24 protein-coding genes are annotated in these 21,096 nt (G+C 65.6%); 13 read left to right on the top strand and 11 right to left on the bottom strand.

Going from position 1 to position 21,096, the window contains the following annotated elements; all coding sequences use genetic code 11:
• Positions 1-102: 102 nt before the first annotated feature.
• Together EDE12_RS14040 and EDE12_RS14035 are read right to left on the bottom strand one after the other, a co-directional pair.
• The gene (locus EDE12_RS14040; RefSeq protein WP_026598118.1) at positions 103-1,440 is read right to left on the bottom strand and encodes a heterodisulfide reductase-related iron-sulfur binding cluster; all 1,338 of its coding nucleotides are present in this window, start codon (positions 1,438-1,440) and stop codon (positions 103-105) included.
• 206 nt (positions 1,441-1,646) lie between these two features.
• Complete coding sequence (locus tag EDE12_RS14035) at positions 1,647-2,066, bottom strand: rubrerythrin family protein (RefSeq protein WP_018264950.1); 420 nt, start codon at positions 2,064-2,066, stop codon at positions 1,647-1,649.
• 239 nt (positions 2,067-2,305) lie between these two features.
• On the opposite strand from EDE12_RS14035, the gene EDE12_RS14030 reads away from it, so the two are divergent.
• The 3 genes from EDE12_RS14030 to EDE12_RS14020 all read left to right on the top strand — a co-directional run bounded on the left by EDE12_RS14030 (position 2,306) and on the right by EDE12_RS14020 (position 3,956).
• The gene (locus tag EDE12_RS14030; protein WP_024879380.1) at positions 2,306-2,812 is read left to right on the top strand and encodes a molecular chaperone DnaJ; all 507 of its coding nucleotides are present in this window, start codon (positions 2,306-2,308) and stop codon (positions 2,810-2,812) included.
• A gap of 222 nt (positions 2,813-3,034) precedes the next feature.
• Positions 3,035-3,655 (top strand): hypothetical protein, encoded by a 621-nt coding sequence (locus tag EDE12_RS14025; protein ID WP_134188129.1) that lies wholly within the window; start codon positions 3,035-3,037, stop codon positions 3,653-3,655.
• 16 nt (positions 3,656-3,671) lie between these two features.
• Complete coding sequence (locus tag EDE12_RS14020) at positions 3,672-3,956, top strand: hypothetical protein (RefSeq protein ID WP_134188128.1); 285 nt, start codon at positions 3,672-3,674, stop codon at positions 3,954-3,956.
• 10 nt (positions 3,957-3,966) lie between these two features.
• On the opposite strand, the gene der is transcribed toward EDE12_RS14020, so the two are convergent.
• From der to EDE12_RS13985, 7 genes are all read right to left on the bottom strand, one after another.
• Entirely contained in the window at positions 3,967-5,364 is a 1,398-nt protein-coding gene (der, locus tag EDE12_RS14015) for a ribosome biogenesis GTPase Der (protein WP_026598115.1), read from the bottom strand.
• A 50-nt stretch (positions 5,365-5,414) separates the two neighbouring features.
• Positions 5,415-6,122, bottom strand: a complete 708-nt coding sequence (locus tag EDE12_RS14010; RefSeq protein ID WP_026598114.1) for a tetratricopeptide repeat protein — start codon at positions 6,120-6,122, stop codon at positions 5,415-5,417.
• Positions 6,123-6,367: 245 nt separating this feature from the next.
• Entirely contained in the window at positions 6,368-6,733 is a 366-nt protein-coding gene (locus EDE12_RS14005; protein WP_026598113.1) for a 2Fe-2S iron-sulfur cluster binding domain-containing protein, read from the bottom strand.
• Positions 6,734-6,793: 60 nt separating this feature from the next.
• Positions 6,794-7,948, bottom strand: a complete 1,155-nt coding sequence (locus EDE12_RS14000) for a glutathionylspermidine synthase family protein (protein ID WP_026598112.1) — start codon at positions 7,946-7,948, stop codon at positions 6,794-6,796.
• Positions 7,945-8,370, bottom strand: a complete 426-nt coding sequence (locus EDE12_RS13995; protein WP_051592365.1) for a hypothetical protein — start codon at positions 8,368-8,370, stop codon at positions 7,945-7,947. The genes EDE12_RS14000 and EDE12_RS13995 overlap by 4 nt, the downstream gene beginning before the upstream one ends.
• A 5-nt stretch (positions 8,371-8,375) precedes the next feature.
• Positions 8,376-8,783: a DUF350 domain-containing protein gene (locus EDE12_RS13990; RefSeq protein ID WP_026598111.1), complete on the bottom strand. Its 408-nt coding sequence runs from the start codon at positions 8,781-8,783 to the stop codon at positions 8,376-8,378.
• 105 nt (positions 8,784-8,888) lie between these two features.
• Positions 8,889-9,350, bottom strand: coding sequence for an NAD(P)H-dependent oxidoreductase (locus EDE12_RS13985; RefSeq protein WP_026598110.1), 462 nt, complete (start codon positions 9,348-9,350; stop codon positions 8,889-8,891).
• Between the two features lie 217 nt (positions 9,351-9,567).
• Between EDE12_RS13985 and lnt the strand changes: the two genes are divergently transcribed.
• The 10 genes from lnt to EDE12_RS13935 all read left to right on the top strand — a co-directional run bounded on the left by lnt (position 9,568) and on the right by EDE12_RS13935 (position 19,098).
• The gene (lnt, locus tag EDE12_RS13980; RefSeq protein ID WP_026598109.1) at positions 9,568-11,253 is read left to right on the top strand and encodes an apolipoprotein N-acyltransferase; all 1,686 of its coding nucleotides are present in this window, start codon (positions 9,568-9,570) and stop codon (positions 11,251-11,253) included.
• A gap of 119 nt (positions 11,254-11,372) precedes the next feature.
• The gene (locus EDE12_RS13975; protein WP_024879368.1) at positions 11,373-11,816 is read left to right on the top strand and encodes a helix-turn-helix domain-containing protein; all 444 of its coding nucleotides are present in this window, start codon (positions 11,373-11,375) and stop codon (positions 11,814-11,816) included.
• Between the two features lie 151 nt (positions 11,817-11,967).
• Positions 11,968-13,158, top strand: a complete 1,191-nt coding sequence (gene metK / locus EDE12_RS13970) for a methionine adenosyltransferase (RefSeq protein ID WP_024879367.1) — start codon at positions 11,968-11,970, stop codon at positions 13,156-13,158.
• Between the two features lie 41 nt (positions 13,159-13,199).
• A complete protein-coding gene (gene trmB, locus EDE12_RS13965; RefSeq protein WP_245267248.1) occupies positions 13,200-13,943 on the top strand; it encodes a tRNA (guanosine(46)-N7)-methyltransferase TrmB in 744 nt (247 codons plus the stop codon).
• A gap of 109 nt (positions 13,944-14,052) precedes the next feature.
• The gene (locus EDE12_RS13960; protein ID WP_036290290.1) at positions 14,053-14,946 is read left to right on the top strand and encodes a co-chaperone YbbN; all 894 of its coding nucleotides are present in this window, start codon (positions 14,053-14,055) and stop codon (positions 14,944-14,946) included.
• A gap of 47 nt (positions 14,947-14,993) precedes the next feature.
• The gene (locus EDE12_RS13955) at positions 14,994-15,662 is read left to right on the top strand and encodes an LON peptidase substrate-binding domain-containing protein (protein WP_024879364.1); all 669 of its coding nucleotides are present in this window, start codon (positions 14,994-14,996) and stop codon (positions 15,660-15,662) included.
• 131 nt (positions 15,663-15,793) lie between these two features.
• Positions 15,794-16,018, top strand: coding sequence for a Trm112 family protein (locus EDE12_RS13950; RefSeq protein WP_024879363.1), 225 nt, complete (start codon positions 15,794-15,796; stop codon positions 16,016-16,018).
• Positions 16,018-16,905: an acyl-CoA thioesterase II gene (locus tag EDE12_RS13945; RefSeq protein ID WP_026598106.1), complete on the top strand. Its 888-nt coding sequence runs from the start codon at positions 16,018-16,020 to the stop codon at positions 16,903-16,905. The genes EDE12_RS13950 and EDE12_RS13945 overlap by 1 nt, the downstream gene beginning before the upstream one ends.
• A 317-nt stretch (positions 16,906-17,222) precedes the next feature.
• Positions 17,223-17,561 carry a P-II family nitrogen regulator gene (locus tag EDE12_RS13940; RefSeq protein ID WP_003610684.1) on the top strand — a complete coding sequence of 113 codons (339 nt, stop codon included), beginning with the start codon at positions 17,223-17,225 and terminating at the stop codon, positions 17,559-17,561.
• A 31-nt stretch (positions 17,562-17,592) separates the two neighbouring features.
• A complete protein-coding gene (locus tag EDE12_RS13935; protein WP_024879361.1) occupies positions 17,593-19,098 on the top strand; it encodes an ammonium transporter in 1,506 nt (501 codons plus the stop codon).
• Positions 19,099-19,178: 80 nt separating this feature from the next.
• Here EDE12_RS13935 and EDE12_RS13930 read toward each other — a convergent pair whose 3' ends face one another.
• Positions 19,179-19,892, bottom strand: a complete 714-nt coding sequence (locus EDE12_RS13930; RefSeq protein WP_024879360.1) for a class I SAM-dependent methyltransferase — start codon at positions 19,890-19,892, stop codon at positions 19,179-19,181.
• 33 nt (positions 19,893-19,925) lie between these two features.
• On the bottom strand, positions 19,926-21,014 hold the full coding sequence (hrcA, locus tag EDE12_RS13925) for a heat-inducible transcriptional repressor HrcA (RefSeq protein ID WP_024879359.1): 1,089 nt from the start codon (positions 21,012-21,014) through the stop codon (positions 19,926-19,928).
• Positions 21,015-21,096: the final 82 nt, after the last annotated feature.

Raw genomic sequence — 21,096 nt, 5'->3', positions numbered from 1 at the left:
GGCGTCATTGCGAGCAAAGCGAAGCAATCGAGGAGCCGCCCTCGACTCTGGATTGCTTCGTCGCCTCGCTCCTCGCAATGACGGCGGAAGGGCGCGACGCCGTCACTTCACCCCATAGGCCCGCGCGAGAATCTCGATCGGATGCGCGAGAAGCGCGGGCTTTTTCGCTTCCGCGTCCAGCCGCTCCATTCCCTGCACGATATGCGGGCCGGAGAGCGGACATTCGGAGACGATATAGGCTTTGCCCGACGATTGCGCCTGCCGCGCCACCGGCTTGCCGACTTTCAGCGCCGTCTCGAAATTCGCCGTCTTATAGCCCCAGGCGCCGCCATGGCCCGAGCAGCGCTCGATGACGGCGACATCCGCCTGCGGGACGAGACCCAGCAGCTCCGCGCCTTTCCGCCCGATATTCTGCGCGCGCGAATGGCAGGAGACATGAAAGGCGACGCCGCCCTCGATCGGCGAGAGCCCTTCCGCCAGCCCCTCCTTGCGCGAGATGCCGACGACATATTCGCTGAGATCATAGGTCGAGGCGGCGAGGCGCTTCACTTTTGGATCATCGGTGACGATCAGCGGCCATTCGAATTTCAGCATCAGCGCGCAGGAGGGAACCAGCGCGATAATGTCATAGCCTTTGTCGATCCAGGGCTCGAAGGCGGCCGCCACTTGCTTTGCCGAGGCCGCGACCTCGCCGATGAGCCCCTGCTCGAGCAATGGCATTCCGCAGCAATGCGGGTGCAGAATCTCCGTCTCGACGCCATTCTTGGCGAGCACCGCGCGCGCCGCAAGCCCGACGCTGGGATCATTATATTCGCCGAAGCAGGTGGCGTAGATCACCGCCTTGCGGCCGAAGCCCGGCGCCTCTCTGTTCACCTCGACCGGCGTCTCCTTCGCGAGCGCCTCCAAGCTCTTCTTCGAATATTTCGGCAGCACAGCCTCGTGATGCAGGCCGGCGACCTTCTCCAGCGCATTGCGCGCATGATGCGAGCAGTCGGTCGCCCAATTGGCGAGCGGCGCGATCTTCGTCGCCAATGCGCCATTGCGGTCGGTCTCGGCGAGCTGGCGATCCGCGAAACCGACGCCATTCTTCTTCGCCTCGACAGCGCGATAGCGCAGCATCAGATGCGGGAAGTCGAGATCGAACTCATGTGGCGGCACATAGGGGCATTTGGTCAGAAAGCACATGTCGCAGAGCGTGCAGGCGTCCACGACCTTCTTAAAATCCACGCTGGCGACGGTCTCGATTTCGCCTTTCGCGGATTCGTCGACGAGATCGAACAGGCGCGGAAAGGAATCGCAGAGATTGAAGCAGCGTCGGCAGCCGTGACAAATGTCCAGCACGCGGCGCATTTCGGCGTCGAGCTTCGCCTCGTCGTAGAAATCTGGATTTTCCCAATCCAATGGACGCCGGAAGGGCGCCTCGAGCCCGCCTTCTCTCATCGCTTTGCCCTGGTCGAATTATTCCGATCGGCTCATGCGTTTTCTCCCTCTCTCCGCGCGGGGAGAGGGCCGGGGTGAGGGGCTCGGGGCGTGAGCCATAGACGGAAAACGCCCCCGGCCCCTCATCCGCACCTTCTCCCCGCAAGCGGGGAGAAGGAAGGCGGCGAAGGCCGCGCGAAGGATCAGCCGGAAATCGGGTCGCGCGCTTACTTCAGCTCGTCGAGCGCCTTCTGGAAACGGCCGGCGTGCGAGCGCTCGGCCTTGGCCAGCGTCTCGAACCAATCGGCGATCTCCTCGAAGCCCTCCTCGCGGGCCGAGCGCGCGAAGCCCGGATACATATCCGTATATTCATGCGTCTCGCCGGCGACGGCGGCCTTCAGATTGTCCTCTGTCTTGCCGATCGGCAGACCGGTCGCCGGGTCGCCCACCACCTCGAGAAATTCGAGATGGCCATGCGCATGGCCCGTCTCGCCCTCGGCGGTGGAGCGAAACACGGTCGCGACGTCATTATGGCCTTCGATATCGGCCTTTTGAGCGAAATAGAGATAGCGGCGGTTCGCCTGAGACTCGCCGGCAAACGCATCCTTCAGATTCTGTTCGGTCTTGGTGCCCTTGAGCGTAGCCATGACTAAAGCTCCTTGGATGTACTCTCATGGGGACGCCCGCTGTCCCGACGGCCAGTCGGAACGCCCTTGTTTAGAATAATTTGAAATTATGGCTTGCCAAGCGCCAATAGGGCGTTTGGCTGGGGACGGAGCCTCAAAACCGTGCTGCAGCGCAAAATTGGCTTCGAAACTGCATGTAACGTGAGATTGTACGAATGCGGCGGCCCCTTTCGCACAAAAGCGACGGGGCGCCCGACGGCATGAGAGCGGGCTGCGTGACGGACACATCGGCGGATCAATTGGACTGGGTCGTCTGGAACGGCTCGCTCGGCGTATCCGACAAGGTCACGATCGGCCGCGTGGAGATCGTCGACGGCGTCCGCATGGCCTGTCTCGCGCCGCCCTATGATGTGGTGGGGCCGTTCAGCCTGGACGAATTGGAGACGCAGGGCCGCATCGCCTTCGGCGCCTGCTTCGTGATGTCGCTCCAACGCTGGAAGGAGGATCAGGTCGAGCTGCGCTTAGAAGGCCGCAAGCAGCGCGCCGCCTTCCAGAAGATGTTCAATTTCGACGAGGACGACAATCAGGAGCATCGCGAGACGCTGGAATTGCCTCTGGAAGGCGCGCTGGAGCCGGCCGAGATCAAATCCGCCTTCCGCCGCCTCGCCAAGACCGCGCATCCCGACGCCGGCGGCAGCGCGGAGGATTACCGCCGCATCGCCGAGGCGCGCGACGCGCTGCTGGCGCAGTTCGAAGGGGCGAGCTGAGGAAGCGCGGGCGACCGATTTCCGTTCCCGGAAAGCAGTGATCGTTGTAGTCTGCCTCCATTGCAAGTCCCGGAGGCGGCGATGGGGCAGACGACAAATCATTGCAGGATCGAAGCGCGATATTTGCGCGGCGGCAACCTTTGGGGCCGCGCTCTGCTCGCCGCCGGATTGACCATCGCCAGCGTCTCCGTGCTGTTCTCGGGACGGTTCGGACTTGTCGTCATGACGCTGGCGGCGATCGGCGCGCTTCTTTGCGGCGCAGCGACGTTTTCGGCGCTGGGGAAGCTGTTCAGACGGTCTCCCGTCTTGATCCTCGAGGCGGAGGGCCTTGTCTATCCCTCGGCGTCCGCCGCGCCGCTGCCCTGGCGGGACTTCGAAACGATATCCAAGACAAAGCATGGCGGGCGCGAATGGTGGACGCTGCGACTGACGCCTACCGCGACGCGATGCCTTCTTCGCAAAGATTTCTTGAACTGGATCGCCCGATGTGATCGCCAAGTGCCGCAAGAAATTTTCCTGCCCGCTATGCCCCTCGACATAGACACGGCGAAGCTCGTGGAGATCATAGCGGCGCGCATCGAAGCAGCACGCGGCGCGGAGAACGTCGGAACGGCAGCTTCGATAATCGATGGTGCGCCCCCATATCGAAAATTCGGACGCACCCTCAGCGCTATCATTCGCAACCCGGGCTATGTCCTGTTTTCCGTCGTGGTCGGCGCAACGCTGCTCTCCGGCTCGCCGGAAGAAAACTACTACGCCGCCCTCGCCGTCGGCGCGGCCATTATCGTGCAGCTCATCGAAAAACATTTCGTCAAAAGGGACATTTCAGAGAGTGGGCGCTGAAAGCACGGAGCCGAACATGCGCTTTTTCCGAAGGCACGCCCGCATCATTTCCGCCATTCTGCTGAGCGAGCTCGATTTGACGCTCGCCCTTTTCGGCGCGCTGCTCACCCTGCTGCCGATCGGCCGCTCGGAGCGTCGCAACCGGGGCTCCGCCGATCCGACCAAGCCGGGCGCCTATGATTTTTGGCCTGCGCTGACCCCCATCACGCGACCCGAGCAATTCAGGAGAGAACAGACGACCGAGCTGATCGTCGAGGCGCCGGCGAAGTCTCCTCTCGCGACAAAGAAGCGCGGCGAATGAAGCCGCCCGCCTACTTCCTCCCCTTGTCGAACGGATTCTCCCCCGAGCGCGTGGAGATGCGGATCGGCGTGCCGGGCAGATCGAAGGCGCGGCGCAATCCATTGGTGAGAAAGCGCTGATAGCTCGTCGGCAATTCATCGAGCTGATTGCCGAACAGGATGAAATGCGGCGGCCGCGCCTTGGCCTGCGTCATATAGCGGATCTTGATGCGCCGGCCGGAGACCGCCGGCGGCGGCGTCTCGTCGATCGCGCTCTCCAGCCAGCGATTGAGCCGCGCCGTCGAGATGCGGCGGTTCCAGACTTCATGCGCATCGAGAATGGCGTGCATGAGCTTGTCGAGCCCATAGCCGGTCACGCCAGAGACGGCGACCACCGGCGCGCCCTTGATCTGCGGCAGCAGGCGCTCGGCCTCCTCGCGCAGCTTGGCGAATCGCGTCCCCGGATCGTCCACCGCATCCCATTTGCCGAGCGCCATGACCACCGCCCTGCCCTCGCGCGCGGCGAGATCGGCGATGGTCAAATCCTGCTTCTCGAACGGAATGGCCGAGTCGAGCAGCAGCACGACGACCTCCGAGAAGCGCACGGCGCGCAGCGCGTCGGCGCCGGCGAGCTTCTCCAGCTTGTCGACGACCTTGGCGCGCTTGCGCAGGCCGGCGGTGTCGAAGAGCTTCATATCGCGGTCGCGCCAGCGGAAAGGCACGGAGATGCTGTCGCGGGTGATGCCCGCCTCCGGCCCGGTGAGCAGGCGGTCCTCGCCGAGCAGGCGATTGATCAGCGTCGATTTGCCGGCATTGGGCCGCCCGACCACGGCGATGCGCAGCGGCTTGGTCGGATCGACCTCGCTGCCGTCCTCATCGGCCGAGACGGCGATGTCGGTCGCCGCCTCTTCATCCTCCTCCCAAACCGCGGTCGCCTCCGGCAGCGCTTCCCGCAGCGCGTCGTAGAATTCGCCGAGGCCCTCGCCATGCTCGGCGGAGAGCGGCACGGGATCGCCGAGGCCGAGCTCATAGGCCTCGACCACACCGGCCTCGCCCTTGCGCCCTTCCGATTTATTGGCGGCGAGGATGACCGGCTTGCCGGCGCGACGCACCAGATCGGCGAAATATTTGTCGTCCGGCGTCACGCCGACGCGCGCGTCGATCATGAACAGAATGGCGTCGGCGGTCTCGATCGCCGCCTCGGTCTGCGCGCGCATGCGGCCTTCCAGCGTGGCGGAGGCGCCTTCCTCGAGGCCGGCCGTGTCGATAATGGTGAAGCGCAGATCGGCGAGGCGCGCCTCGCCCTCGCGGCGGTCGCGCGTAACGCCGGGCCGGTCGTCGACGAGCGCGAGCTTCTTGCCGACGAGCCGGTTGAATAAGGTCGACTTGCCGACATTCGGCCGGCCGATGATGGCGAGCGTGAAGGACATTGTGGCCCTTTGGTCCAACGTCGCGGCGACGTCGCCTGTGAAGCTCGCGCTTACTTGGCGGGAGCGGGTGCGGGAGCGGCCGGCTCTTTGGCGGCCGGCGGAGGCGAGGAGCCGCGCGCGGCGTCCAGCAGCGCCTTATAGGCGCCGGCGCGCTGGCGCATGGCGTGCGGAGCCTCCTGATCATTGAGAATGACCTTGAAGGCGCGCTCGGCCTCGTCGAAATCGCTGTCTTGCAGCGCGTCGAGCCCGATGAGCTCCTGCGCCGTGTAGCGGAACGGGCCATTGGCGGTGACGAGCTCGCCGAGCCGGTCCACCATCTTCTGGCGGTCGCCCTGCTCGAGCATCAGCACGCCGGCGCGCAGCTTGGCGACTTGCTGGGTGAGCTTGTCGACGCCCTTGTCCTCGGCGATGGCGTCGAAGGCGGCGACAGCCTTGGCTTTGTCGCTCTTGGCCAGCCCCTCGGCGGCGCGCATGCGCGCCAGAGTGGCGTAGCCCCGCGGCGAATCCTTGGCCAGCGCCTCGAAGGCGGCGACCGCCTCGGCGTCCTTGCCGCCGGTCGCCAAAGCGGCGGCCGCGTCGAAGCGGACATTGGCGCCCTCGGCCGTCTTCAAGCGATTGGTCTCGAAGAAGCTATAGACGCCCGTCGCGACGACGACCAGAAAAGCGCCGACGAACACCGGCGTCTGATAGCGCTTCCAGAGGTTGGCCGCCTTGTCCCGGCGGACGTCTTCGTCGACCTCATGGAAAATGTCGGACATGACCGCTCCTGTCGCGTGGGCGCCGGAGGTTCCGGGCGCGGAGGCCGCTGTTAGCATGCGCGAGCACGCAAGGCCAGTTCCCCCGGCGCCGCCCGCGCCGAAGCCGGCTTCGCCACGGCCATGAGGCGGACGCGGCGGGAAAATCGCCGAGGATCGATATAGCGCGGCGCCCGCTCGAGGGGGCTGTCGGCGCGTCTGATCCAGAGCCGGCCTGCGGCTCTGGATCGAAAGCGCTCAGGCTCGCGTCAGGCGCCGCCGGGCTCTCCGGTGAATTTCACCATTATGTCCTGGTCGCGCACCACATATTGGCAGGCGAGCCGATATTTGGGCGGAATGTCGTCGACAACTGCGCGGGAAATCTCCTCCGCTGTGATCTTGCCCATGGATTTCAGCTGCGCCTTCTCCTTCTCGGTGAGCGTCGCGCCCATGGTCTTGTCGTCGAGCGGCGTCACCTCGATGAGGCAGGAGCCGCATTCGCCGTCCTTGCAATCATGCGGGATCGGAATCTTATTCGCCTCGGCGACGGCGAGTATCGTGTGCGTGTCGCCGGCGACCGCATAGACCGTCACATTTTTATGGAGAAGAGGGGTGGAGAAGGTGACATCGGGCATGGCCGTCCTCCCTTATTTTTTTATTTGCAGGGAAGAGCGTACGCCCCGACTCGATAGGCGTCAATCGATGATCGCATGCGGCAAAAAGCGCGAGCGATCCGTCGTCACCAATGACGCATCCTCGCGCACGCCCATGCCGGCGGGCTCACCGCCGACGAGCCAGCAGCCGAGCACGGGATAACGTCCGCCGAAGCTCGGCAACGCGCATAATTGCTGACGCACGAAGCCTTCGCCGCCATAGTCGCCACCCGTGCGCGCGAGCAGAGTCTCGCCGTCGTGGAGCGCGACATTGGCGCCCTCGCGCGAGTAGAGCGGCTTGCGCGCATATCGCGTCAGAGACGCAGCGCGCGCGTCATCCTCGAAGAAGCAGGGCAGAAGATTAGGATGCCCCGGAGCAGCCTCCCACAAATAGGCGAGAAATCCCTTGCTCGACGCGATCGCTTTCCATGGCGGCTCGACGAAACGCGTCGCGCCCATCGCCGCCGATTTGCCGAAAGCGTCGGCGAACATCCATTCCCAGGGATAGAGCTTGAACATTCGCTCCACGCGCCGCCCCAGGCGATCGACGAACATCTCGCCCGCAAGGCCGATGTCGCGCATGTCGATGCGCGCGGTCCAGGAGCCGGCCTGCGTCGCGCAATCGGAGAGATAGGCGACATTGCCGCGATCCTCGACGCTCTGCGTCATGCAGGCGAAATGCACAGGCCCGCCGTCGGCGATCTCACGCCAGCGCGCGATCAGGCGATCATGCAGCGAATTGAACTGATCCGCGCCTGTCGGCAAATGGCCGCGCGCGATCATCTGCTCGAGCCAGAGCCATTGCACGACGGAGGATTCGAACAGGCTCGTCGGCGTGTCAGCGTTATATTCGAGCAGCTTCGGCGGCCCTTCGCCGGAATAGGAAAAGTCGAAACGCCCATAGAGCGAAGGATCGCGCCGCGCGTGGCTCTCGGCGATGAGCCCCCATGCGTGACGCGGAATGCGCAGACGCTCGAGCGCCTGCTCGTCGCTCACGATGCGCGCGACGACATGCTCGCTGAGCGCGGAAAGATCGGCCGTCGCTTTCTCGAGATCGTCCTCGATCTCGCGCAGGGAGAAAACATAGCGCGCGCTCTCGTCCCAATAGGGCTCGCCATCGGGCTGCGCGTATTGAAATCCGATTTTGCGCGCCTCCTCGGCGAAGTCCGGCCGCGGCGGCGAGAGCTCGCGCCTCATGAGCCGCCGCCATGCCCCGCGCCGGAGCCGCCGAAACCGCCGAATGACACCGCATGACCGAGAGACGAGCCCCCCGCATGGCCGGACGCGCTCTCGCCCGAGGAAGAATGCGAAGAGGAAGACGACGAGCCGCTGGAATAGGAATGTCCGCCCGAGCCGCCGTGGCTGCTGGAATGGCTGCTCGAATGGCTGCAATCCTGCCGCTCTGGATCGGCGCCCTCGGGACAATCGCGCCGCGGCTTCTCCATCAGCGCCAGCGCGCCGATCGACAGCGAGCCGACTGCTATCGCCGCTATGGCGAGCGAGCGCTTGCGAAAGGGCGACGGAGAGGCGCCGCCGCCGGGAAGCCCTTTGGGCGCATGGGTGACGACGGGCGGCGCCAGCCCGCGGCGACCGAACTCCTTGCGCGGCGGCTCTGCCATGGCTCTCACGGACTCATGCAGGCGGCGCTGAGCACGCCGGTGGAAATGGAAACGGCGCCGAGCCACACCGCCGCGGCTATGGCGTTCTGCTCGATCGCCTGCGAAAGGCCCGGATGCGCGAGCCGCGCGAGAAGATAGGCGATGATCTGCGTGGCGAAGGCGACGAAGCCCCAAATGATGAATTCGAGCGCCGTCTGCGTGTTGTGCACCGCGCCGGCGAGCGCGATGGCGAAGCCGATGAGGCTGCCGCCGAAGGCGATGGACGCAGAGGCGTTGTGCTCATCGACGATGAGGTCGAACTCGCAATGCGGCGTCAAACGCGTGTAGACGACGCAGAATGCGGCGCAATAGGCGATGGCCCCGAGAAAATAAGCCGCAAAGGACAGAAGGCCGGATGCGATATCTGCTGGCAAGGTCGGTCCTCTCGTAAAAATCGCGAAGAGGTTAGCAGGGGCGCCGGGAGAAGCCAATGCGCGATCGAGCGCAAATGCCCGAGGCGCGAAGCAGGCATTCGCCCATCAAAACACCCCCGCCTCCAGTCCCGCGGCCATCGCCATGCCGAGCTCGCGGCACGCCTCGACGAACTCCTCCCGCCAAGGCCCACGAAAGATCAGCGGCTCCTGCACGGCGCGCCAGCGCAGCCCGGTCACGACCGTCTCGACGCTGCGCCGCGCGCCGGCGCCGTCGTTTCCGGCGCGAATATAGAGCGCGTAAGGCCGGCCCTGCATGCGGTCGAGACAGGGATAATAGCTGCGGTCGAAGAAATCCTTCAGCGCGCCGCTCATATAGCCGAGATTTTCCGTCGTCCCCAGAATGAGCGCATCGGCGGCGAGCGCATCCTCCGGCGTCGCCTCCAGCGGCGCGCGCATTACGATCTCGACGCCGGCGATCTCGCGCGCGCCGGCGAGAACGGCCTCGCGCAGACGCTCCGTATTGGGCGAAGGCGCATGGGCGAGGATGAGGAGGCGTTTGGACGTCATCGGGCGAATTCGTCTCTCGATTCGTCTCTCGCGGCCGTCGCCGCGTGCGCCGCCGCACAGCGCGGCCTCGCGCAAAAATGATAACGATTCTCGTAAATAGCGCGAGCGATCACAATTCGATCCCATTGAAATGCGAGAGCCGTTTTCGAGCCGGCTCTAGGGCGTAGCCGTTGGACGGGATAAAGTCGTTACGCCAATTCGAATCGAACGGATGCACATGGCGCAGCAATTTCTCACCCGGTCCTTCGCCGATGGCGCGCGGACGGGACCGACACTTCCGCAACGCATCATCCTCGCCGAGGGCTGGACGCGCCGCGCCATCGCCTTTGCGGCGGGCGCAGTGGGCGCGCTGGCGCTGGCTCCCCTCGATCTCGCCCCGGCCATGCTCGTGACCATGTGCGTCTCCGTGTGGCTGCTCGACGGCTCGGCGTCCGCGCGCGGCGCCGGCGGCCTCTCCTATCTCGCCGGCTCCATGCGCCGCGCGGCGGGCGCCGGCTGGTGGCTCGGCTTCGGCTATTTTCTCGCAGGGCTGTGGTGGCTCGGCGCGGCCATGCTGGTGGAGCCCGACCAATTCGCCTGGGCGCTGCCGCTGGCCGTCATCGGCGCGCCGGCCGTCCTCGCGCTGTTTCCGGCGCTGGGCTTCGCGCTCGCGCGGGCGTTGTGGTCGGGCGGCTCGGCGCGCATTTTCGCGCTCGCGGCCGGGCTCGGCGCCTCGGAATTTCTGCGCGGCTACATCCTCACCGGCTTCCCCTGGAATGATTTCGGCATGGCGCTCGCCGCCATTCTCTTTCTCGATCAGACGGCCGCGATCGTCGGACTGCATGGGCTGGATATTCTCGCGGTCATTCTGTTCGCCGCGCCGGCGACGCTCATCGACGGCCCGCGCCGCCTCACGCCGGCTGTCATCGTCGCGCTCGTCCTTTCCATCGGCATGGCGGGCTATGGCGCGCTGCGGCTCGGCGCCGGCAAGACGGAATATGTCGAGGGCGTCAAATTGCGGCTGATGCAGCCCAATCTCCCGCAGGACGCGAAATTCAAGCCCGAGAACGGCCCGGAGATTTTGCGCCGCTATCTCGAGCTCTCCGATCGCGCGGTCGCGCCCGGCCGCTCCGGCGTCGCCGACGCGACGCATCTGATCTGGCCGGAATCGGCCTTCCCCTTCATCCTCTCGCGCGATCCGGAGGCGCTCGCGCGCATCGCCGCTACCATGCGCGGGGCCGTGCTGCTGACCGGCGCGGCGCGCGCGGAGGAGGATGCGCGGCGCGAGGACGGCAAGCGCCACACAAAGATCTTCAATTCGATCCTCGCCGTTCAGGGCGGCCGCATCGTCGCCGCCTATGACAAGACGCATCTCGTGCCCTTTGGCGAATATCTGCCACTCTCCAAGCTTCTCGCGCCGCTCGGCGTCTCGCAGCTGGTCCCCGGAACATGGGACGAAGGAACCGGGCCGCGACGGCTCGCCGCGCCGGGATTGCCGCTGGCCGCGCCCCTCGTCTGCTATGAGGCGATCTTCCCCGGGGAGACGGTCGAGCCCGCCGGCGAGCGGCCGCAATGGCTGCTGAATGTGACCAATGACGGCTGGTTCGGCATGACCAGCGGACCCTATCAGCATTTCGCCCAGGCGCGTCTGCGCAGCATAGAGGAAGGGCTGCCGCTGGCGCGCGTCGCCAACACCGGCGTTTCCGCGGTCGTCGATCCTTATGGCCGCATTCTCCACCGCCTGCCGCTCGGCGTCGAAGGCGTCATCGATGCGCGCCTGCCGCGCGCGACCGACGCGCCGCCCTTTGCCGCCCATCCTTTTCGCTGGACTTCAACGCTTTGGTTCTTCACAATAATTTTCGCCCTGTTCGGACGCTTTCGCGGCCTCGCGGGTTCGACTTCCGGTCGTGTGGGCGCGCGATGACACGCCCCTCGACACAGTGGCGAGCACGTCCGCGCCAGCGATCGAAAGGGCGAAATCCGCTGTAGATCAGCCTCTTCGAACAAAAGGCGGCACCTGATGAGCAAAAGGAAGCATTCGCAGTGAAGAAAGCGCCCGATCCGATCGACAAGCATGTCGGAAGTCGCGTGCGCATGCAACGCATCCTGATGAAGATGAGTCAGGAGAAGCTCGGCGAGGCGCTCGGCCTCACATTCCAGCAAGTGCAGAAATACGAAAAAGGCACAAACCGCATCGGCGCCAGTCGGCTGCAGCAGATTTCCAAGACGCTGAACGTGCCGCCCTCCTTCTTCTTCGAGGGCGCCCCCAACTCCCAGCCCGCCTCCGGCGACGGCTTCGCGGAGGAATCCTCCTCGCAATATGTCGTCGATTTCCTCTCGACGGCGGAAGGCCTGCATCTCAATCGCGCCTTCGCCCGCATCAAGGACCCCAAGGTGCGCAAGCGTGTCATCGACCTCATCTCGACGCTGGCCGAGCAGGACGAAGTCGCGCGGGAGCCGGGCATAGGCGATACGGCCGACAAATAGGCCGAAGCTCGGCTCACCCCGACCGAGTTCTCTATAAAGAACATTTTGGCACATACGGCTTGACGAAACGAACGACGCCTGTACTGATTTGGGCGAATGGACAGGTCTGTCCGCCGGAGAACGGCGGAGCGGCGATTGACGGAGATTGGATGTGACGCGACAGAACTATCTTTTCACCAGCGAGTCGGTTTCGGAAGGCCATCCCGACAAGGTCTGCGACCGCATTTCAGACGAAATCGTCGATCTGTTTTTTCGCGAGGGCGCCAAGTTCGGCGTCGACCCCTATCAGATCCGCGTCGCCGCGGAGACGCTCGCCACCACCAATCGCGTCGTGATCGCCGGCGAGGTGCGCGGCCCCGCGATTTCCAAGGAGCAGATCGTCGACGTCGCCCGCAAGGCGATCAAGTCCATCGGCTATGAGCAGGCCGGCTTCCATTGGCAGAACGCCGATGTCGAGGTGCTGCTGCACGCCCAGTCGGCCGATATCGCGCAAGGCGTCGACGCCGCCGGCAATAAGGACGAGGGCGCGGGCGATCAGGGCATCATGTTCGGCTACGCCGTGCGCGAGACGCCCGATCTGCTGCCGGCGCCGATCTATTACGCCCACAAGATTCTCGAGAAGCTCGCCCACGCCCGCCACACCGGCAAGGAAAAGGGCCTCGGCCCGGACGCCAAGAGCCAGGTCACGCTGCGCTATGAGAACGGCAAGCCGGTCGAGGCGACGCAGATCGTGCTCTCGCATCAGCACACCGACGAGAATCTGACGCCGCAGGACGTTCGCGCCATCGTCGAGCCCTATATCCTCGAGGCGCTGCCCGCGGGCTTCGTCACCAAGGAGACGGTTTGGCACGTCAATCCGACCGGCAAGTTCCACATCGGCGGCCCGGACGGCGACGCCGGCCTCACCGGCCGCAAGATCATCGTGGACACCTATGGCGGAGCGGCCCCGCATGGCGGCGGCGCCTTCTCCGGCAAGGACCCGACCAAGGTGGACCGCTCGGCCGCCTACGCCGCCCGCTATCTGGCCAAGAACATCGTGGCCGCGGGCCTCGCGGATCGCGCGACGCTGCAGCTCTCCTACGCCATCGGCGTGGCCGAGCCGCTGTCGATCTATGTCGATCTGCACGGCACCGGCCAGGTTCCCGAGGACAAGCTCGAGGCCATTCTGCCGCAGATCATGCGCCTGTCGCCGCGCGGCATTCGCGAGCATCTGCAGCTCAACAAGCCGATCTACGCCCGCACCTCGGCCTATGGCCATTTCGGCCGCACGCCGGACGAGGAAGGCGGCTTCTCCTGGGAGCGCGCCGATCTCGTCGACGCGCTGAAGGCGCAGTTCTCCTGACGCAGGCGATCTTCGGCGACAAAGACGCCAAAGACTGAGCCATGGAACGAGACGGCGACCTGGAAGAAGCGATCGACGGCGGCGCGGCCCATGTGGCGCGCCGCCTCTACGGCCGCAGCAAGGGCAAGGCCTTGCGCGCCGGCCAGGCGCGGCTGCTGCAGGATCTGCTGCCGCGGCTGACGCTCGATCTCTCGCAGCCCTGCCCTTCCGCCGCTGGCCTGTTTCCGACCGCGGTCGCGGAGGTGCGTCTCGAGATCGGCTTCGGCGGCGGCGAGCATCTGATAGCCGCCGCGGCCGCCCGGCCCGACGTCGGCTTCATCGGCTGCGAGCCCTTCGTCAACGGAATGGCCAAGCTGCTCGCGAGGATCGACGCGCTGGGCCTCGCCAATATCCGCCTCCACCAGGGCGATGCGGCGGAGGTGATCGGCTGGCTGCCGAAGGCGAGCCTCGGCCGCACCTACCTCTTCTATCCCGACCCCTGGCCCAAGCGCCGACATCGCAAACGCCGCTTCGTCTCGAAGGAGACATTGGAGGCGCTCGCCCATGTGCTGCGCCCCGGCGGGGAATTGCGTTTCGCCACGGATATCGACGATTATGCCGGCTGGACGCTGGCGCGCGTCCGAGAGTCCACGGATTTTGCATGGACCGCGGCGGCCTCTAAGGACTGGCTCACGCCCTGGCAGGGCTGGACGCAGACGAAATACGAGGCGAAAGCGATGGCGGCCGGACGCAAACCGGTCTATCTGACGTTCATGCGGCGTGGCGACGGAGCGAGCGACGCCTAGAGCGCGTTCCGGTCGAATGGAATCGCGATCGATCGAATTGGCTCCGGCGAATGATTCTCGAGAGCGATTTCCGATCGAAGCTCTGGCAGGCGGTGCGGGAGATGGTGCGATGGCGGCGGAACTGACGGCGCAAGACGACGCCCGAACGACCGAAACGACGACGGAGAGCTTCCGCGCCGACGTCCTCGAGGCGTCGCTGCGCCAGCCCGTGCTCGTCGATTTTTGGGCTCCCTGGTGCGAGCCCTGCAAGCAGCTGGCCCCCGCCCTCGAGCGCGCCGTAAAGGCCGCCGGCGGGCGCGTGAAGCTCGTCAAGATGAACATCGACCAGCATCCAGAGGTCGCCGGACAGCTCGGCGTCAAATCCATTCCCGCGGTCGTCGCCTTCCAGCGCGGCCGGCCGGCCGACGGCTTTGTCGGCGCGCTGCCGGAGAAGCAGCTGCGCGGCTTCATCGAGCGCCTCGCCGGCCCGCTCGAGGACGAGGGAACCGACGACTTCCTCACCGCCGAGGCGCTGATCGGCGAGGGCCAGCTCGAGGCCGCCGAGGCGATCCTGCTGCAGCTCGTCGCGCGCCGGCCCCCTTACACGAAAGCGGCGGCCGAGCTCGCCCGCCTCTATGTCGAGCAGGAGCGCCTCGCCGACGCGCAAGCGCTGCTCGACGGCCTGCCCGCCCCGATCCGCGCCGACTCTCTGGTCGCCGCTGCGGCGGCGTCGCTGGAGAATGCGCTCGCAGCCTCCGATCTCGGCGAGATCGACGAGCTGCACAAGCGCGTCGCCTTCGATCCCGACGATCTGCAGGCGCGCTTCGATCTCGCCCTCGCGCTCAACGCCAAAGGCAAGCGCGACGAGGCCGCAACCGCGCTCCTTGACATCATCCGAAAGGACCGTAGTTGGAGCGACGACGGGGCGAGGAAGCAGCTCATCCAGTTCTTCGACGCCTGGGGACCGCTCGACAAAGCGACCATAGGCGCCAGGCGACGCCTGTCGTCGCTGCTGTTCTCATGATGCGAGCGCGTTTTCTCGAGGAGTAGCGGCGACCGCCGCTGACCGACATGAGCGTCAATCATCCCTATAAAGACACGAGCGACCTGCCCGTCGTCATTCCGGTATTTCCGCTGACGCGCGCGCTGCTGCTGCCGCGCGGCGAGCTGCCGCTCAACATATTCGAGCCGCGCTATCTGGCCATGGTCGATGACGCCATCGCCTCGCAGCGCGTCATCGGCATGATCCAGCCGCTGCCCGGCCAGGACGAGCGCGAGCAGACCCCCGCGCTGCACAAGATCGGCTGCGCCGGCCGCATCACGCGCTTCTCCGAGACCGGCGACGGCCGCTATCTCATCTCCCTCACCGGCATAGCGCGCTTCCGCATAGAAGAAGAGCTGCCGACGACTCTGGCCTATCGCAGCTGCCGGGTCAGCTATGACGATTTCCTCGTCGATCTCGAGCCCGGCGCCGGCGAGGACAATGTCGATCGCACCGGAATGATCCGCATGCTGCGCGAGTTCGCCGACGGCTCGCAGCTCGACGTCGACTGGACGAGCATAGACGCCGCCCCCAATGAGGCGCTGGTCAATGCGCTCGCCATGATGAGCCCCTTCGGCGCCAGCGAGAAGCAGGCGCTGCTGGAGGCGGTCGATCTGCGCTCGCGCGCCGAGATTCTGGTCGCGCTGGCCGAGCTCGATCTGGCGCAGAACAGCGACGATCCGCCGCAATTCCATTAGAGACTTTTTCCGCCGCTGCGGCATATAGCGAGATAGTTTTACCAGGAGGCGGCCGAGACTGCGCGCAGCGATCTCCCCGAAGCCCAGATCTCCCCGAAGCCCTATGGCTCGCAGAGCAGAAAGGCGTCACGATGAGCGACAAATCCGATAAGCCCGCGCGTGAGGGCGAGGACGCATCCGAGGCGACGAAGGTCGATCCGCGCCTTCTCGAGATTTTGGTCTGCCCGCTCACCAAATCGACGCTCGAATATGACTCCGAGCGCCAGGAGCTGATCTCCCGCTCCGCCCGGCTCGCCTATCCGATCCGCGACGGCATTCCCATCATGCTGCCGGAGGAGGCCCGGCCCGTCGACTGATGGACGCGCACAACAGCACGCGCGAGCTGCTCGCGCTTCTCGATCTCGAGCCGATCGGCCCGGACGCCTACCGTGGCTACAGCCGGTGCAAGAATGCGCGCGTCTATGGCGGTCAGGTGGTGGGCCAGGCGCTGGTCGCCGCGCAGCGCAGCGTGCCGGCCGACCGCCCCGCCCATTCGCTGCACGCCTATTTCATCCTCGCCGGCGACCCGCGCGAGCCGATCGACTTCTTCGTCACGCGGCTGCGTGACGGCAAAAGCTTCACGACGCGGCGCTGCGAGGCCAAGCAGCGCGGGCGGACGATCTTCTCGATGGAGGCCTCGTTCCATATCGAGGAGCCTGGCCTCGAGCACGCCCTTCCCGCGCCGGAAGCGCCGGCGCCCGAGACGCTGCCGACGAAAAACGCGCTGGCCGAGCGCTTCGCCGATTTTCTGCCGCTCGCCGCCTCGGAATGCATCGCCGGATCGCCATCGGTCGATATACGCGTGGTCGATCCGAGCGCCTTTTTTTTGAACAATGCTGAGGCGGATGCTCGGCAATTCATCTGGTTCAAGATCGCCGAGCGCATCGGCGACGAGATTGCCGTTCATCAAGCGCTGCTCGCCTATCTTTCCGACATGACGCTGCTCAACACGGCGCTGGCGCGGCACGGCCGCTCCATCTTCGACGAGCGGCTGCAGGTCGCGAGCCTCGATCACGCTGTATGGTTCCATCGCCCGTTCCGCGCCGATGAATGGCTGCTCTACACGCAGGACAGCCCGACCGCCGCCGGCGCGCGCACGCTCACACGGGGAATGATTTTCTCCTCGGACGGACGGCTCGTCGCCTCTGTGGCGCAGGAAGGCTTGATCCGCGATCATTCATCCGAAACTCGAGCAGCTGATTGACTGTTTAGTAGGCGCCTGCTGCCTTTTTGCAGGCGCCTACGCTTTCCCCCGCCCTCTCGCCGCACCTCACGGTCGCGGGCGCAAACCCTTTGCGCAGCGCGCTTCCCGTCGCCTGCGTCGCTTCGCCACGGATTTGATTTGCTTCGCAGTTCTTTTCCAATGCGTGTCTCCCCGCGCGGCGGCGCGAGAGCTGGCACGGCATTTGATGGTTCGCGGCATGAGCACAACGGTGCTCATCATGGCCATCGCCGCATTGGGCGCCGTCTCGCAAGGCGAGCAGTCACCGCCATGAAGGTCTAGAACAACAGGATAGGCAGATGAAAATCGTGACAGCGATCATCAAGCCCTTCAAGCTCGATGAGGTCCGTGACGCGCTGACGAACATCGGCGTCCACGGTCTCACCGTGACGGAAGTCAAGGGATACGGGCGCCAGAAGGGTCATACCGAGATCTACCGCGGCGCGGAATACGCCGTCAGCTTCCTGCCGAAGCTGAAAATCGAGGTCGCCGTGACGTCCGAGCTCGTCGCCAAGGCCATCGAAGCGATCACGACCGCCGCCCATACCGGGCAGATCGGCGACGGCAAGATTTTCGTCCTTCCCCTCGAGCAGACGATCCGCATCCGCACCGGCGAGCGCGACGCCGACGCGCTCTGACCCACTCACGAAAAATCACCAGGAGTTCCAAATGAGACTTCGTCTGCCTCGGAGCCTGTCTGCGGCTTCGACTCTCGTCGGCGCGGCGATCGCCGTGGGCCTCGCCGACCCCGCGCTCGCCGCCGGCAACGCGCCTGTTCCCAATCCCGGCGACACGGCCTGGGTGCTCATTTCCTCGGCGCTGGTGCTGATGATGTCCGTCCCGGGCCTCGCTCTGTTCTACGGCGGCCTGGTGCGCTCGAAGAACATGTTGTCCGTGCTCACGCAGACCTTCGCGATCGTCGCGCTGGTCGGCGTCGTCTGGACGCTCTACGGCTATTCGCTCGCCTTCGGCGACGGCGGCTCGCTCAACGCCTATATCGGCGGCTTCAACAAGCTGCTCATGAAGGGCGTCGACGCCTCCTCCAACGCGCCGACCTTCACCCCCGGCCATGTGATTCCGGAATACGCGTATTTCGTGTTCCAGATGACCTTCGCCATGATCACGCCGGCTCTCATCATCGGCGCTTTCGCCGAGCGCATCAAATTCTCGGCAGCCTTCGTCTTCGTGCTGCTGTGGGTGACGCTCATCTATTTCCCGGTCGCGCATTGGGTGTGGGGCGTCGCCGATCCGAACGCCATCGTCGATGCGGCCACCAAGCTCGCCGCCGCGACGACGGATGAAGCCAAGACCGCCGCTCAAGGCGAGATCGACACGCTGATCGGCTCTGTCGGCTGGATCGCCGGCGGCCTCGCTCCTTGGATGCACGGCACGGGCGCTCTGGACTTTGCGGGCGGCACCGTCGTCCACATCAACGCGGGCATCGCCGGCTTTGTCGGCGCGCTGATCCTCGGCAAGCGCATCGGCTACGGCAAGGAGGCGCTGCCGCCTCACTCGCTGACGCTGTCCATGGTCGGCGCCTCGCTGCTGTGGGTGGGCTGGTTCGGCTTCAACGCCGGCTCCAACCTCGAGGCCAATGGCACGACGGCGCTCGCCTTCGTCAACACCATGGTGGCGACCGCCGCGGCGGCGCTCTCCTGGCTGCTGGCGGAATGGGCGCTGAAGGGCAAGCCGTCGCTGCTCGGCCTGATCTCGGGCGCCGTGGCCGGCCTCGTCGCGGTGACGCCGGCTTCCGGCTACGCCGGTCCGATCGGCTCCATCGCGCTCGGCTTCATCGTCTCGCCGATCAGCCTGTTCTTCGTCTCCAAGGTGAAGAACCTCTTCGGCTATGACGACTCGCTCGACGTGTTCGGCGTGCACGCCATAGGCGGGATCACCGGCGCTCTGGCCACGGGCATTCTGGTGAGCCCGGACCTCGGCGGCGTCGGCATCACCGACTACACCAACATCGGCGAGAATTTCGCCGGCAAATACGACATGGCGCAGCAGATGATCTCGCAGGCGACGGCCGTCGGCGCGACGATCCTCTACTCGGGCATCGGCTCGGCGATCCTCTACAAGATCGTCGATGTGGTGATCGGCCTGCGCGTCGCTCCGGATCAGGAGCGCGAGGGCCTCGACATCGCCGAGCACGGCGAGCGCGCCTACAACTACTGAGACCTTCGTCTCGCGAAACGCAGAACGGCGCCCCACGGGGCGCCGTTTTTGTTTGCAAGAGCCGACACGCGTGACCGCTCTCAGACTCGTTTCGTCATCATCCAGCCGCCGAAGAGGAAGGTCTGATAGAAGCGGATGGGCGCGTCGAAGCCCGCCTCGTGCAGCAATTCGAGCAATTCACTCTCGGAAACGAAGGCGATGTCATTCTCGATATGGGCGCGATCCTTCTCCAGTTCCGGCGCAGCGACTCCATGGGACGCGTAGGACGCCAGCCATGCGTCCAGCAGCGCGCCGAATTCGCTCGACGCTCTGTCACCGAAAAGGTCGGCGAGGATGAATGATCCTCCAGGCTTCAGCAGCGACGAGATCGCGCGGAAATAGGCGAGCTTCTCCTCCCGCCCCGCGATGAAGTGGGACACGAAGATAGACGAAGCGGCGTCGAAGGACGTCGCTGATCGAAACTCCTGCACACGCCCCTGGAAATAGGCGACGCGCTCCGCCATGCCCGCGGCGGCGACACGGTTCCGGCAAGCCGTCATCATATCGATCGAGACTTCGACCGCGGTGAAGCGCCAGAGGGGAAAACGGCTGCCGAGAGCGAGAATCTCGGCGCCCGTTCCAGCGCCGGCGGAGAGAAATTCGGCGCGCTCCGGCAGGCGCGAGAGCCAAGCCGTCGTCATGTGATGCAACGCGTCATAGCTCGGACAGAACGATCGAATGCGCCGATCGTATCGCGTCGCGGAAGCCTCGTCGAAATGCGCCGCCGCGTCGAATGCGTCGTCGGGCCGTGACATGAAAATTCCCTATCCGAAATCGGCGCGCGAGCGCTAACCGCCCACGACCCGCGCCACCACTTTCGCGGTATAATCCACCATGGGCACGATGCGCGCGTAATTGAGCCGCGTCGGGCCGATGATGCCCAGCGCGCCGACGATGCGCTTATTGCCGTCGCGCAGCGGCGCGGCGATCATCGAGGAGCCGGAGAGCGAGAACAGCCGATTCTCCGAGCCGATGAAGATGCGCACGCCCTCGCCGGTCTCGGCGCGCTCGAGGAGATCGATGACCTCGGTCTTGGTCTCGAGGTCGGAGAACAGCAGGCGGATGCGGTCGAGATCGGCCATAGCGGTCAGATCCTCGAGCAGATTGGCCTGTCCGCGCACGATCAGCTGGCGATGTTCCGCCCCCGCCCCGCCCCAGCTGGCGAGCCCGGCGTCGACGAGCCGGGCGGTCAATTCGTCGAGCTCGTTCTGCGCCGCCTTGCGCGCATCCTCTATTTCCGAGCGGACCTGGCCGAGGGTGAGGCCGCGAATGCGGGCGTTGAGATAATTGGCCGCCTCGATCAGCGAGGAGGCGGGCAGATCGCGCGGCACCTGCAGCACGCGATTTTCGACCGAGCCATCCTCCCCCACGAGAATGGCGAGCGCGCGCTCGGGCTCGAGGCGCACGAACTCGATCTGCTTCAGCCGCGCATTGTCCTTGCTCGTCACCACCACGGCGGCGCCGCGGGTGAGGCCGGAGAGCATGCTCGTGGCCTCGGCCAGCACGCCCTCGAGGTCATGGTCCTTGGAGGCGGCCTCGACCTGCGCCTCGATCTGCGCGCGCTCATCCTCGGCGACGTCGCCGATCTGCAGCAGAGAATCGACGAAAAAGCGCAGGCCGAGCTCTGTGGGCATGCGGCCGGCGCTGGTGTGCGGCGCATAGACGAGTCCGAGCTCCTCCAAATCCTGCATCACATTGCGCACCGAGGCCGGCGACAGCGCCATGGGCAGCAGCCGCGAGAGCTGGCGCGAGCCGACGGGATCGCCGCTCGACAGATAGGTGTCGACGATCTGGCGAAAGATTTCGCGCGGCCGGTCGCCGAGATTGGCGAAGCTCTGCGCGCCGGCGGGAGGTATCGGATGGCCCATGCGGATCATGACGGAAGAATGGCGCCTCGGCGGCGCGGGTCAAGCCCGGTCTACGTGCAAGCCCGGTCTGCGTGAAGGAGCGAAGGGATTT

The organism is Methylosinus sp. sav-2, assembly GCF_004366495.1.
In the GTDB taxonomy this organism is placed as follows: domain Bacteria; phylum Pseudomonadota; class Alphaproteobacteria; order Rhizobiales; family Beijerinckiaceae; genus Methylosinus.
Note: the sequence above shows the minus strand (reverse complement) of the source record. Positions and strands in the feature narration are given on the sequence as shown.